This window comes from Grimontia marina (assembly GCF_900060185.1).
Taxonomy (GTDB): domain Bacteria; phylum Pseudomonadota; class Gammaproteobacteria; order Enterobacterales; family Vibrionaceae; genus Enterovibrio; species Enterovibrio marinus.
Window position 1 is genome coordinate 278,995 of record NZ_FIZY01000001.1, and the last position, 14,014, is coordinate 293,008.

The following is a 14,014-nucleotide window of genomic DNA, read 5'->3' on the forward strand; positions in this document are numbered from 1 at the left end:
TGTAACGCGCTTTGCGCCGCTTTTACCGTTCTCCATTTTTCGGTAGCATTCGTCAGTCTTAATTTCGGGAGAATTCCATGGCCCAGCTGTACTTCTATTACTCTGCGATGAACGCAGGTAAATCCACCACACTTTTGCAGTCCTCGTTCAACTATCAGGAACGCGGTATGAACCCGCTGATTTTTACGGCTGCAATCGATGACCGTTACGGTGTGGGTAAAGTCAGCTCTCGAATCGGTCTTCAGGCGGAAGCGCAACTCTACACGCCGAAAGACGATATCTACGCGACGGTTTGCGATATTAACGCCAACAACAAGGTCGATTGTCTGCTGATTGATGAGTGTCAGTTCCTGACCGAAGAGCAGGTATATCAAATCACGGAAGTAGTAGATAAATTGCGTATTCCTGTGCTTTGTTATGGCCTGCGTACCGACTTCCGTGGTGAGCTGTTTGAAGGGGCGAAATACCTGTTGGCATGGGCAGACAAGTTGGTTGAGTTAAAGACCATTTGTCATTGTGGCCGTAAAGCGAATATGGTGATCCGCACTGACGCAGAAGGCAATGCCATTGCAGATGGTGATCAAGTGGTCATCGGTGGCAACGACAAATATGTGTCGGTGTGCCGGGTGCACTATAAAGAGGCGCTGGGTAAGTAATCTGGACATCTACAAACCAGAGTTGAATAAAGAATGCCGCTGAATTCAGCGGCATTTTTGTTGGGGGGGTGAGTTTAGAACCTTGAAGCGAGAGGAATAATATTAACGCGATCACCCACTTCTGCGCTTTCTACTTCCGGCGACACCTCAATCAGGCAATTCGCTTCATGCATCGAACGTAAAATGCCTGAGCCTTGAGAACCTGTTGAACGCACTTCAATCTGGCCATTGGCGCTGATGGAATAAACACCGCGGGTATACTCTGCGCGGCCAAGTCGGGATCGAATTTTCTCTTGGGTTAATGCAGAGAAACATTGGGGCTCCCAGTGAATATCCCCCTGCATTTTACGAATGGCTGGTTCTACAAACTGAAGGAAGGTCACCATAACGGCTACCGGATTACCAGGTAAGCCAAAGAAAGGTGTGTTACCTAACTTGCCAAAGGCGAGAGGTCTACCAGGACGCATATTTACACGCCAGAAGTTAATGTCACCCAAGGCATCCAGCACGTTCTTGATATAGTCCGCATCACCGACTGATACTCCACCAGAAGAAATCACCAAATCGGCTTTTTCCATTGCCGTGGTCAGTGTGTTTGTCAGTGCTTCCTCACTGTCTTCGATAATGCCCAAATCAAGAATTCGGCATCCGAGGTTTTCCAACATGCTGCGAACCGTAAAACGATTGGCATCATAGATGCAGCTTTCTTTAGCAGGAGCTCCGGGTGCCTGCACTTCATCACCGGTTGAAAACAGGGCAACGGTGAGAGGCTTGTAACACTTGGCTTGATTGAAACCCAGTGATGCCATCATACCCACTGAGGCGGCATTAAGGCGGGTGCCTGCGTTAAATACCGCAGCACCTTTTTTAAGATCTTCGCCTGCCTGACGTACATTTTGTCCTGGACGGATGGCACCTTTTCGGGTGTCGAACATCACCAAATCGCCGTCCATCGCTGTTTGCTCTCGCATCACGACAGTGTCAGCGCCTTCGGGAACAGGCGCGCCTGTCATGATGCGGACACACTCGCCTTTTTGCAGTGGTATGCCAAGACCATGGCCTGCATAAATTTCGCCTACGATTTGATAGCTGTCGCGCTCTAAATCATCACTGCGAATCGCGAAACCGTCCATGGCCGAGTTGGTGCTCGAAGGCACATTGACCGGTGCGATAACATCTTCTGACAAAACCCGTCCAGATAAAGACTCCAGTGGGAGAAATTCGCTGGAGGCTGGCTCATCAATGGCTGCTAAAATCTTTTCCCTTCCAGCATCTACAGAGAGCATCGTGGGGGATAAGGAATCACAGGTGGCTGTCTGTGCTTTGTGGCCTTCCATCCAGCGCAGGATAAAACCGCAAATTGCCGGTACATCATTGATGTCGAGTGCTGGTAAATCCGAATCAGGGTTACTGTCGCAGGCAATGGCAATAATGTTCTTGTCTTCTTTGTACAGCCATTGCTTTGCGAGTTCGTCGCGGCGAAGTTCGATTTTCGGGAAGCTCTCGTGCTTAAAGCCTTCAACCAGAACAAGATCGGCGAGGTTTTGGTCAAGGCGGCCGAGCAGTTGGTTGAGGGAATATTCTTCTTCCGGTGTTTCTGTCATCAAAGCATTGCGATAGCGCGAGCTGATTAGCATTTGGGATGCGCCTGCTTTTCTGAGGCGATAACTGTCTTTACCCGGCTTATCGACGTCAAACTCATGGTGTGCATGCTTCACCATCGCAATTCGCACACCTGATTCCACCAACTGCGGAATGAGTTTTTCAAGCAAGGTGGTTTTACCTGTACCACTGAAGGCCGCAAACCCAAGTACAGGTAAGGAACAGTTGGAGAGACTCATGAAAGCGCCCCGAATTTTTCCAGCTCGTCAGGTGTATTCAGATTAATGAAGGCATCATGCTCATCACTGAAATCAACGAACTCTGTCTTACAAATGTCGTAGAGCAGAACGATTTTGCGGTCACCGTTATTGAGGAAGTTTTCTAATCGCTCAAACACACTGCGTTTGTACATAGTCACCACTGGCTGGACGGACTCGCCATCATGGGCGACCACAATTTCGGTATCATCAGAGATAGTTTGATACATCTTTTCCAGCAGGTTATGAGGCAGGTTAGGGCAGTCACAAGGTACGAAACCGTACCACTCACTGTCCAATTGCGCCATCGCGGCATGAATACCGCCTAAGGGCCCGGGGAAGCCTTCGAAGACATCACTGAAAACCTGCCCATATTTTGCGTAGGTTTCCTGATTACGGTTAGCGTTGACCGCAACATTCGCACCTTGTTCGCTTAGGCGGTCATTAACATAATCGATGAGGGGTTTGTTATTCAGGCTTACAAGGCCCTTGTCTTTTCCCCCCATGCGGCGGGCTTGTCCGCCGGCAAGAATGACCCACGTGGTTTCAGGAAGCGGCTGCATGGTTATCCTCGTTGATTAAGTTGAGTTTTGGCTTATGGATCAGTCGCTGGTTCTCGATCAACCAGTTCTGATTGCAGCAAGCGGTTAGCGAATTTGAATGATGGCTGGTGATCACTAAGCTTGAGCCACGATCTAGCAGATCTTCGACCATGACCTTCTGCGCTTCGATAGCATCAGGGTCAAGGTTGGCACATGACTCATCCATCAAAAGAATAGAAGGGTTAAGTGCCCAAGCACGAGCCATAGCGACTTTTTGTTTTTCTCCGCCGGAAAGCAGAGAGATATGCTCTCGGCTGAGGCTTTCAAGCCCAATCATTCGTAAGGCTTGCATTGTAAGCTGGCGACAGGTTCTTTGACAGAAATGCTTACCTTTCAGGCCGTAAGCGACGTTATCTGCCACTGTCCCGTCAAAAAGGTAAGCGGCCTGATGCATGTAGATGACACCACTTTGTCCGGCAAACCCTGCCAAACGTTGCATCAAAGAAGGACGTCTGAGATTCAGGCCGCCGCTGGTGGGTTTTTGGATACCTGCTAGCACTTTGAGCAAGGAGGTTTTCCCGATGCCATTTTGCCCGGTGAGGTAGATAGCATCGCCGGGAGTGATTTTCAGTGATGGGATGTGAAACAGAAGTCGGTGCTTATATTTCACCGACAAGTCGCAGGCTTCCAAAATTATCTGACTCATCCTTGCCCCTAACTCGTTCTCAGGTGACCGTTGCCACGCGCATAACTAATGAAGAAGTTCATCGTGAGCGCGAGGATCAATAAAACCATGCCCAACGCAACGCCTTGGGCGAATGCCCCTTTAGACGTTTCCAACGCAATGGCGGTTGGGATGTTTCGCGTATAATTCAAAATATTGCCGCCAACCATCATGGAGCAGCCGACTTCTGTGATGATGCGACTGAAAGCAGTGATGATCGCGGCTAATAATGGGAATCGGATTTCCCACATCAGTGTCAGCATGGCGCGGGGGATCGAAGCGCCCAGTGTATAGGCTGTTTCCCAAGCACGACGGTCGCTGTTCTGAAAGGCTGCATGCATCATGGCAATCAAGATCGGCATGGCGATCAAAATCTGTCCCAGGATCATCGCCTTTTGAGTGAATAGCATTTTCCAGTCGCCCATGGGGCCGGCCCGGGAAAGCAACATATAAAGCAATAGTCCGATGACGACGGTGGGGACGGATTGAAGGGTGTTAACCAGTGACAACACTATCCATTTGCCGGGGATATCCCAATAAGCGAGAGCAAAGCTGATCAAAAGAGCTGGCAAAATCACCAACCCAATTGCAAACAGTGACACTGAAAACGATACTCCGACAATGCCCCATAGTGTTGTATCGCCGCTAAACAGCAAGGTAGCGGCCTGTCGGGTTGTTTCCAGCATATCCATCAGCCCGCGTCCGCCACAAACAGTTGCTGACCATTCACTTTAAAATCGTTGATCATCGCTTGTGCTTTTGGGTTGATAAGCCAATCACTGAAGACTTTTGCACCTTCATAGTTCATGTTTGGGTAGCGACCTGGGTTAATCAAAATCACTTGGTAAGGGTTGAACAGACGCTTGTCGCCTTCCACCAACACTTCCAAATCCAATTTACTCTGATACGCCAACCAAGTACCTCTGTCAGTCAGCGTGTAACCTTGCATTTCGTTTGCCATAGTAAGAGTTGGCCCCATACCCTGACCAACAGCTTTGTAGGCGCCAAACTCTGGTCGTTGGCCGGCTGCTTCCCAAAGGAGTAATTCCTTTTTGTTGGTGCCTGAGTCGTCACCGCGTGAAATGAAGTCTGCATTGGCTGCTGCCACTTTTTTCAGCGCTTCGGTAACATCATTGTTCTCTTTCACATTGGCAGGATCAGTTTTCGGCCCCACTAGAACAAAGTCGTTGTACATCAGGCCTCTTGGAAGTACCCCAAAGCCATTTCCCACGAACCTGGCTTCTGCATTTGGCGCATGTGTCATCACCAAATCTACGTCTCCATTTTCACCCATTTTGAGTGCTTTACCTGTGCCTGCTGCAAGGATCTGTACTTCATACCCGGTGTCTTTCTTGAATTCGGGCAACAGATAATCTAACAAACCTGAGTGGTAGGTACTGGTCGTGGTTGCCAGCCTAATAAGCTCCGCGGCATTTGCCGTTACGGAAACGGTTAATAATGTGATAAGCGCAAAAAATTTATGGTTTTTATTGAATTTCATTCTGTCTTCCTGACATTTGATTGCTTTTTTGTTATGTAGGTTTCGCTTAACCTGCTTGGGTATATTGGATAAAGCAACAAAAATGCCAAAAATTTCTCATAGGTACTTAGTAGTATAAATAATTGAAAATTAAATAGGTTTGTCACAGTTTTTCGATCTAATGACCGACTTTATATGCATAATCCATTTAAGGCTTTGTTGGACTGAGTCAAAATGTCCTATGTATGATGAAACTCTCTAGGGTCTGTTGAACTTTGGTGATGGTTTTTGCAGCAGTTTGTGGGGGTTTTATGCAAGGCAGAGGCTTCGATGTGTAGCTGGCCTACATGGGAAGCCGATAACGCCGCAGAAAATCCCCACAAACGCTTAGGGCTAGAATAAAATTCAATCACCAAAGGTCAACAGACCCTAAAACATGAAGGCTTTAGACTGAATGAAGGACGCATTACAGCAATTCGGTTTCTCCGCGCTGGTCGTTGATGACGAACCTGGCATGCGCGCAATCTTGAATAAAGCGCTGTCAAAGAAGCTCACTCAGGTGGAAACAGCATCTTCGTTGGAAGAAGCTGAAGCGCTGCGGCAACGTAACTATTTCGATTTGCTGATCGTTGATATTAATCTTCCCGGGCGATCAGGTATTGATTGGCATGAAGCCTTCACCGATGATGAAAGACGCAGCGACATCATTTTCATGACAGGTTATGCCGAAATGGAAACGGCTATTAAAGCACTGCGTGCCGGAGCATCAGACTTCATTCTCAAACCCTTCAACCTTGAACAAATGCTGCAATCTGTGCAGCGTTGCCTCGATAAACGCATGATGGAAAGGCGTAATGTCGCCCTGCAACGTGATGTCGCCCGCTCTTTCCCTGTCGACATTATTGGCGAAGCACCCAAAACCCTCGCTATGCGTGAAATGGTCTCCCGCCTTGCTCCTTCGCCCGCTGCAGTGTTGATTGAAGGGGAGTCAGGAACTGGTAAAGAGTTAGTGGCTCGTGCTTTGCACTCATTGAGCGGGCGCAGTGGCCCATTCGTTCCTTTAAACTGTGGTGCTATAGCGCCGGAGCTTTTGGAAAGTGAGCTATTCGGTCATGTTTCCGGTGCCTTTACCGGCGCACGCAAGAGCAAAGATGGCCTTTTCCGTGTGGCTGACAAAGGTACACTTTTCCTTGATGAAATTGGTGAAATGCCACTGCCGATGCAGGCTTCACTGCTTCGGACTCTTGAACAAAAGACTATTCGCCCCGTCGGCGCAGAGCGGGAAGTGCAGGTGGATGTACGTATCGTTGCGGCGACTAACCGAAACTTACAGGAAGAAGTGAACGCAGGTCGATTCCGCAAAGATCTCTACTACCGCCTGAATGTACTTTCTGTTGAATTACCTCCGCTTAGAGAACGTACTGAAGATATTGGTTTGTTGCTAAATCATTTCTCCGAATCACTTTCGCGGGAAATGGGATTGAAACCTGTGGTGTGGTCAGCGGAAGAATTAACCGCAATGCAAGGCTATGAGTGGCCAGGCAACATTCGTGAGCTTAAAAATACCGTTGAAAGGGCGGTACTGCTGGGCAAGCCAGATCCCCGACACTGGAGTGACGGAGAATTGCTAAAAGCCACCTCCGGAGGAGAATCCCAAGTCGTGACTGTCTGCGAGGATGGTTATCCGCAAGAATGGCAATTAAAAGACGTAGAACGCGCGCACATCGAAAAAGTCGTCGATGCTCACGAAGGAAATAAATCTGCGGCTGCGCGACAACTTGGTGTGGCACGAAAAACCCTAGAGCGTAAATTTAAAGAGTGGAATGACGATTAACATGGTGGAACATTAAGGATGAATCGTCTCAATAAATGGCGACAGCGTTTTCGTACTATGGTGCGCTACCGCCTCTTGGTGCTGACATCTGTTCCTATCATTATTACTTTACTTGCACTGATTGCGCTCACCATGTATTGGACCTTGGCGTACTCCTGGAAAAGCGCGTTAGCGGGCGTGAACGCTGACCTTGCTGTCGCCAGTAACAGTATGGAAGTGTTACAGCGTGAACAGCGGCAGCAATTGAACGCTATCGCTGACTCCTATGATTTCCAAACACAAATCGAGCGCGACCCAAAACATATTTTCTCATGGGCGCAATCTCGGGCTGATAAATACGGTGTCGATTTTCTTGCTGTGTATCCGGCATCTGAGATAGACAGACTCCCGCAAAGCTTACGAAAACCACTGATTGAAGGTCGCGAGCGCACTTTCTTTCAGGTGATGTCGGACATTGAACTGGAAGCGATTACGCCGGACTTGTCTGTACGTGCGGAGATTCCGCTTCTCAACGAGCAGGTGATTGAATCCCGAGGTTTGATCAGCCGAAGCTTACTCCCCCTTTTCAACGAGGCAGGCGAGCTAGAGTGGATCATTGATGGCGGCATATTGCTGAATAACAGTACAGAGCTGGTGGATAGGATCCGCGATTTGGTATTCCCTGATGGTACCTTGCCAGATGCCAGCGTGGGAACCGTCACCCTGTTTATGGACGACATCCGTGTCAGTACTAATGTCCCGCTTGATTCCGACAACAAGTTTGGCCGTGCTATCGGTACCCGCGTGTCGGATGAAGTGCGAAAGTCAGTGCTAGAAAATGGCGATGTGTGGGTTAATCGGGCTTATGTTTACGATGCTTGGTACATCTCGGCGTACAAGCCAATCCGAGACTTCAATAACCGGGTGATTGGCATGCTTTACACGGGCTATCTCGAATGGCCGTTGATCTCTCGTTATCTCACTAATTTGGTGGAATTAGGCTTTGGCATTTTGGCAACTTTGTTTGTCACAGGGCTTTTGGTGTACCGTGGCGCGAAAGACCTTTTCAGGCCCATTGAGCGCATTCACCGGGTCGTACGTCTGGTGCGCTTTGATCAGGATGTACGCATTGGCAAGTTGGGGCTAGACCCGCAGCATGAACTCGCGATTCTTGCCCGTCAGTTCGACACTATGCTCGACCAGCTCAAACAGCAAAATGAGGCTATTCGACAGAATGCTTTGGAGCTGGAAGATAAGGTCAAAGAGCGCACTGCAAGCCTTCACGAAACCACCGAAGAACTCCGCCAGAACATCACCTTGTTAGAGCAAACCCGAAGCAAGCTGTTGCTAAATGAGAAGCTTGCTGCTCTGGGTGAGCTGACAGCGGGGATTGCCCACGAAATCAATAATCCGACTGCGGTGATCCTTGGCAACATTGAGTTGATGGAATATGAGCTGGGCAAAAACGCGACGTTGGTGTCCGAAGAAATGAGTGCGGTCTTGGAGCAGATTGACCGTATTCGCAATATCACCCGGAGCTTGCTCCAATACAGCCGCCAGGGTGGGGTGCAGGATGAAATCACCTGGCAGCACGTCAATCCGGTGATTGAAGAGAGTGTCACTTTAGTTCGTTCGGGAACCAAGAAGTCAGATGTGGAAGTCGTGACAGAGCTCAATGCCAAGTGTTGTGTGGAGATCAACCGCCATCAGTTATTGCAGGTACTGGTGAATCTGCAGATGAATGGTGTTCATGCCATGAATGACAAAGGGAAGCTGGTGGTGCGTTCCTCTGATTGGTTAGATGAGAGTGGCAATCCCATCGGAGCGACCATTTCTGTGCAGGACTTTGGTTGTGGCATTGCCAATGAAAACCTCACCAAAATCTTCGACCCGTTCTTCACCACGCGCCGCTCAGGAACTGGGCTTGGGCTTGCGGTAACCCACGGCATTGTCAGTGGTTTGGGCGGGGAGATTAAGGTGGAATCCAAGCTTGGCGAAGGCACCACTTTCACGCTTTATCTGCGTGAGAAAATCCAGACTGATGATGAAATCACTTCGCTGCAGGTAATGGAGTAAGGGTAAATATGTGGGCGCTTAGCCAGCCGCCCACATTTGCTTGCCAGCATGTTGAAGGTTGTAACCGCCGAACTGCTCACTTTGTTTGACGATCTCCTCGTCATCCAGATGTTGCATTAGTTGCTGAACCAAAGAGCGGAAATAGATGTTTTTGGGGATGACCAGTTCAAAGGCCTCATTGGCGATGGGATGAAAAGCGAGGCCAAATTCTCCCGCGGCACTTTGGCTACCAAACCCGATGTCTGCCGCTCCCCGGGCAATCGCAGACCCTAATTCCCGCTCATTCAGACACACAGTGACCGTATTGAGCATGTCAGTGGTAATACCGTTTCTAAATAGCCATTCTTCCATCGCACGAGCACTGCCAGCACCGCCTTGACGACCAGCCCATCGCCATTCTTTTCCTGTGAAATGGTGCGGGTCGTTCAATTGCTCGGCGAGTTCAGGGCGAACAATCAGACCTTGTTGGCGCTCGAAAGCATGGAGTAACACCCAGTTTTTGTGTCCGGCATATTGTTGGATAAGTGCAGGGTGACGGAGCTTGGCTTCCTCGGCATTTCCCCAGTGAATCGCGCAGATATCGACATGACCTTTTTCCAGCATCGACAAACCCTGTTTGGTGCCTGTGGCGGTGTAGCCAACCAATGCCGTGCTTCCTAAAGCGTTCGCCATTTTGCTCACAATGTGTTGCAACAAAGGGTCATCAGAGCCTGCAATCAAAAGCCTGTCGCTGAATACACCGTTGTGGCTGGACTCCAGCAGCCAACGGTCAAGCAAGCTTTTAGGAAACAGCCACTTGCCAGTGACCTTGGTGGCCGGAAGCACACCATCATTAGCCAGGCTGTAGACTTTCTTTTCGTTCAGATCGAGATACTCTGCAACCTGACGGGCATTCATGAACTCCGGAAAATCACTCATTGGATTCACCTTTTACATCGAATTCGATGTTCTTGGCGCCATTGAACACCTGAAAACGGTGGCCTTTGGCGCGGGCAATCATGGTTATACCAAGCTGTTGGGCAAGGTCATAACCCATCTGGGTCACGCCCGAGCGTGATAGCAGCACGGGTATACCCATTTGCGCCACCTTAATCACCATCTCTGACGTCAGGCGACCTGTGGTGTAGAAAATTTTGTCTTCGCCAGTTTCGCCTTTCAACCACATTTCGCCAGACAAGGTATCTACGGCATTGTGGCGACCAATGTCCTCAACGAAAGAGAGAATTTCTGTGCCTTTGCACACCGCACAACCATGCACTGCACCTGCTGCTTTATAAGTGTCGTTGTGATGAGTTAGCGCTTCCAGCAGGCCATACAGGGAAGACTGGGTAATGCGGTGTTCTGGTAGTTTCAGGTCTTCGAGCTTTTTCATCACGTTGCCAAACATGGTGCCCTGACCGCATCCCGACGTGACGGTTTTCTTGGAGAGCGTCTCGTCAATATCTTTATTTTGCTCTGCCGTGACCACAGCAGCGGATTGGGTTTCCCAGTCTATGATCACTGAATCTAGCGCGTCAGCATCATTAATCAATTCTTGGTTTTTGAGGTAGCCCAATACCAGCATATCTGGGCGGGCACCCAATGTCATCAGGGTCACGATCTCCTTCCAATTCAGATAAACCGTCAGGGCGCGTTCACAGGCAATCTGCTTGGTCATTGGCTCGCCGTATTCGTCGAACACAGTGACATCAATCGTTTGAGGGATGTCGGTCTGGGTTTGGATAATTTTTGGTTGGGTCATTTACCCGGCTTCCTTTTGGGTGTGTTAGAGACACAAAAACTGAATGTCATTGGGGCATCAGTAAAGGTAGCAATTCCCGTTCCAATCACGCAGGGTCATCGGGGCTATGGTATGTGTTTTGCTTTATGGGGTTAGAAAACCAGACTTCTCGGAACCATCGGTAGTGATTTTGAAGCCTGGAACCACAAGGAGTGATGTGTGACGAAAACGATAAAAGACCCTCAATATTGGCTAATGCAATTTGACCTTGAAGCAATGGAAGTCGATGTGGGGCGCTGGAAAACCAAGCGTTGGTCTATTGTGAACCTAAACCTGCCTCATACTGAAGAAGAGTGTTCAGACACCCAGATTTCCCTTCCTTTGGAGCTGTTTAAAGACGAACGAACAGACTATCGATTTAATCTCAGCTCCCGCGACCCACACCTCTTTTTCATTTTTGAAGTCGAAGACGATGAGGCTCTCAAACCGCTTCAGGTGACAGCCTCTCAAACTCACGCAGCAAGCTTTATGGACGGTGACTATCTGGTGCAGTCCATTTCGATGCCACTTGCGGTACAGGCATGGATGGAGGCTTTCATTGGTCGCCACGGAGAGCTTCTCGAAGTACGTAAGAAAAAGCGCAGAGGCGCGGGGAGGGCAAGTGGCAACTGAGTCTTTTTTAAATCGTTGGTCAAAGCGCAAGCAAGAGACACAAAGTGAAAACACTGATGAATTAACAGAAGAAAACCTTGCTCCAGAAACACCTGAAATGGAGGGAGACGAGCCATCCCTTCAAGACGATTCGTTGGAAGATGAAGCCCCTTCTATGGAAGACGTAGAGCAACTAAAGGCGGGCGATTCAGCCTCGGTATTCTTGGCGAAAGGCGTTGCGTCAGAAGTGAAAAAAGCCGCCCTGAGAAAGTTATTTCATAGTGAGGCTTACAATGTGTTGGATGGCATGAATGAATACGACCTTGATTATTCGAATACGCCAAACCTCGCGGCTGACGTTGCTGCTTCTCTAAGAAAATGGACCAAGGAAAAGCTTGAAGAGGCCACTCAGGATGAACAGGAAAATCTGCCAGAAACCTCAACTGATAAAACGGTTAATGAAGAGAGTCTCAACTCGCTGAAAGAAAGTGAGACAAAAAGTACCCATGAAGAATTAGGGGACAATTTGTCCTATCCGCCGGGACAAAATGTCCCAAATGAAAGTGTGGATAAGAATTCGGACGGATCCTGACTCCGTTTAGGTCATTTTTCTTCCTTCAATTCTGGTTCGTTACTTGCTGCAACAGAAGAGTCTTACTTTAAGACGTAGCTAAGCCTCTGTTCAGTAAAGCTAAACGGCGTGATGCCAGCCTTGAAGAACTATCGCATGAAACAGAGTAACGCCGTTTGCCGGCTAGGAACGCAGGTGTCTATGGCTACACAAACTACAGCAATCGAGCATATGTCGACGGAAAATAACATAACAACACTCAATCAGTATCTTGAAAATCAAACCGATACCAATGGATTGGCTAGGCTGCATGCGCTTAGAAGCACAGTCACGTTAGGAAACTTAATCCCGCCCACGGTGAGTTTTGAAAGCCGTGGGCTTGCGCTCGTCGTGGGAAACGCCTCTTCACTTTCTTCATTCAGTCAATTAATCGCAGATGATACACGCGACCGCATCGTGCTGCTGTGCAATGAAGCGGGTGCCACGCTTTCAAACCCTGCTGAAGGCATGACATTGTTCTTTAGCAGTGAGGTTAAGATTGATGGCTTCCTCGGGTCTTTCCTAGTGACGCTCACCCATAATGGCGCTCTGCAGAATCTGGCGCAAATTGCTTTCGGGCGTGAGTATTTTGACCTTATTGTTGACCTAACTGAAAAAGGTATTCACGCAGCGCAACTGCCACCTTTGGGTTATCACGCTGTTGGGCGCGGCTTGGTAACGGCTGGCGATGCCTCGGAAGCGGTGATAGAAACCGTTGGGACGTTCGACAAACCGAAATTCTTCCGTCTAGACAATGAGCGCTGCGCCCATGTTGCTCGTGGATTGGAGGGCTGCACCCGTTGCATCGATACCTGTCCGGCAGACGCGTTAAGTTCTATCGAGCAGACTATCACCATCAACCCTTACCTTTGCCAAGGTATGGGATCATGCGCGACCACGTGTCCAACAGAAGCCATCAGCTATGCATTGCCAGATCCGGAAAACACCCAGCACTTTGTGTTCGACCTGATTCAACGCTTCCGCCAGCAGGGGGGCGAAGTGCCAGCGATTCTTTTCTACGCGGAAGCGGATGAAGATACCCTGGTCGCAGCGATGTCGTCGCTGCCTAACAATACAATTCCAGTGCGATTGGAGGAGTTGGCCTCAGTGGGTTTAGACACTTGGCTGAATGCATTGGTTTACGGTGCTTCACAGGTAATTTTAGCGATGGCCCCAAATCTGCATGCCAAAACACGCCACGTGCTGGAACAAGAACTATTGGTTGCTTCTTCATTCCTCAACGACCTCAACATTGAGCAGGATCGCATTGCCTTAAAAGCGCTGGACACTTTTTCCTCGCTGACCCAATACAGCAACGCGCTGATGACGCATCCGGAAAAACTGACGGGTACCAAGCGTGAAAAACTGTGCCAAGCATTGGACTTACTGGCTGCGCAATCGGCTCAAACTCTCACCACATCATTGGTTCCTCAAAATGCGCCATATGGCCGCGTCAACGTGAAAACTGACGAGTGTACCCTTTGTATGGGGTGTGTGGCCGTGTGTCCGACTGATGCGCTCTTAGCAATAGGCTCCCATCCGGGAATGACATTCCGTGAGCAGGACTGTGTGCAATGTGGGCTGTGTGAAACAAGCTGTCCTGAATCTGTCATCACGCTTGAACCCCGCTACAACTGGGACACCGAAACGCGTCAACAAAGAGAAACCTTACATGAAGAGGAAGCGGCGAAATGCACCAGTTGCGGTAAGCCATTTGCGCCGGTTTCCATGGTGAACATGCTGATAGAAAAACTGCAAAACCACAGTCACTTTGAAGGTGACGCCATCAAACGTCTCTCGATGTGCGAAGACTGCCGGGTTCGCGACATTGTCGCTGAAACAATGATCAACAACCCAGAGAAACAGATGAAGGTTTAGGAGGG

General features: G+C 49.2%; 13 protein-coding genes. 6 read left to right on the forward strand and 7 right to left on the reverse strand.

The features are described 5' to 3' along the window. The first annotated feature begins 77 nt into the window (after window positions 1–77). A complete protein-coding gene (locus GMA8713_RS01270; RefSeq protein ID WP_062704954.1) occupies window positions 78–656 on the forward strand; it encodes a thymidine kinase in 579 nt (192 codons plus the stop codon). A 74-nt stretch (window positions 657–730) separates the two neighbouring features. Here the strand turns inward: GMA8713_RS01270 and GMA8713_RS01275 are convergent, their stop codons facing one another. From GMA8713_RS01275 to GMA8713_RS01295, 5 genes are read right to left on the reverse strand one after another with little or no spacing between them, the layout of a single operon-like run. Further along, the gene (locus GMA8713_RS01275; protein WP_062704956.1) at window positions 731–2,497 is read right to left on the reverse strand and encodes a bifunctional molybdopterin-guanine dinucleotide biosynthesis adaptor protein MobB/molybdopterin molybdotransferase MoeA; all 1,767 of its coding nucleotides are present in this window, start codon (window positions 2,495–2,497) and stop codon (window positions 731–733) included. After that, window positions 2,494–3,078: a molybdenum cofactor guanylyltransferase MobA gene (gene mobA, locus GMA8713_RS01280; RefSeq protein ID WP_062704958.1), complete on the reverse strand. Its 585-nt coding sequence runs from the start codon at window positions 3,076–3,078 to the stop codon at window positions 2,494–2,496. The genes GMA8713_RS01275 and mobA overlap by 4 nt, the downstream gene beginning before the upstream one ends. Next, on the reverse strand, window positions 3,062–3,763 hold the full coding sequence (locus GMA8713_RS01285; protein WP_062704960.1) for an energy-coupling factor ABC transporter ATP-binding protein: 702 nt from the start codon (window positions 3,761–3,763) through the stop codon (window positions 3,062–3,064). Before GMA8713_RS01285 ends, mobA begins: the two co-directional genes overlap by 17 nt. 8 nt (window positions 3,764–3,771) lie before the next feature. Continuing rightward, window positions 3,772–4,473, reverse strand: a complete 702-nt coding sequence (locus tag GMA8713_RS01290) for an ABC transporter permease (RefSeq protein WP_062704962.1) — start codon at window positions 4,471–4,473, stop codon at window positions 3,772–3,774. Next, on the reverse strand, window positions 4,473–5,282 hold the full coding sequence (locus tag GMA8713_RS01295) for an ABC transporter substrate-binding protein (protein WP_062704964.1): 810 nt from the start codon (window positions 5,280–5,282) through the stop codon (window positions 4,473–4,475). Before GMA8713_RS01295 ends, GMA8713_RS01290 begins: the two co-directional genes overlap by 1 nt. Window positions 5,283–5,715: 433 nt before the next feature. Here GMA8713_RS01295 and GMA8713_RS01300 point away from each other — a divergent pair, with 433 nt between their 5' ends. After that, window positions 5,716–7,095, forward strand: coding sequence for a sigma-54-dependent transcriptional regulator (locus GMA8713_RS01300; RefSeq protein ID WP_062704967.1), 1,380 nt, complete (start codon window positions 5,716–5,718; stop codon window positions 7,093–7,095). 18 nt (window positions 7,096–7,113) lie between these two features. Beyond that, window positions 7,114–9,150, forward strand: coding sequence for a sensor histidine kinase (locus GMA8713_RS01305; RefSeq protein ID WP_062704969.1), 2,037 nt, complete (start codon window positions 7,114–7,116; stop codon window positions 9,148–9,150). An 18-nt stretch (window positions 9,151–9,168) separates the two neighbouring features. On the opposite strand, the gene GMA8713_RS01310 is transcribed toward GMA8713_RS01305, so the two are convergent. Then, window positions 9,169–10,068, reverse strand: a complete 900-nt coding sequence (locus tag GMA8713_RS01310; RefSeq protein ID WP_062704971.1) for a substrate-binding domain-containing protein — start codon at window positions 10,066–10,068, stop codon at window positions 9,169–9,171. Further along, window positions 10,061–10,891, reverse strand: a complete 831-nt coding sequence (locus GMA8713_RS01315; protein ID WP_062704974.1) for a formate dehydrogenase accessory sulfurtransferase FdhD — start codon at window positions 10,889–10,891, stop codon at window positions 10,061–10,063. The genes GMA8713_RS01310 and GMA8713_RS01315 overlap by 8 nt, the downstream gene beginning before the upstream one ends. A 198-nt stretch (window positions 10,892–11,089) precedes the next feature. Here GMA8713_RS01315 and GMA8713_RS01320 point away from each other — a divergent pair, with 198 nt between their 5' ends. The 3 genes from GMA8713_RS01320 to GMA8713_RS01330 all read left to right on the forward strand — a co-directional run bounded on the left by GMA8713_RS01320 (window position 11,090) and on the right by GMA8713_RS01330 (window position 14,009). Continuing rightward, window positions 11,090–11,542, forward strand: coding sequence for a DUF3305 domain-containing protein (locus GMA8713_RS01320; protein ID WP_062704976.1), 453 nt, complete (start codon window positions 11,090–11,092; stop codon window positions 11,540–11,542). Continuing rightward, on the forward strand, window positions 11,532–12,113 hold the full coding sequence (locus GMA8713_RS01325) for a DUF3306 domain-containing protein (protein WP_062704977.1): 582 nt from the start codon (window positions 11,532–11,534) through the stop codon (window positions 12,111–12,113). Before GMA8713_RS01320 ends, GMA8713_RS01325 begins: the two co-directional genes overlap by 11 nt. Before the next feature lie 180 nt (window positions 12,114–12,293). Further along, a complete protein-coding gene (locus tag GMA8713_RS01330; RefSeq protein WP_422615188.1) occupies window positions 12,294–14,009 on the forward strand; it encodes a 4Fe-4S binding protein in 1,716 nt (571 codons plus the stop codon). Window positions 14,010–14,014 lie beyond the last annotated feature (5 nt).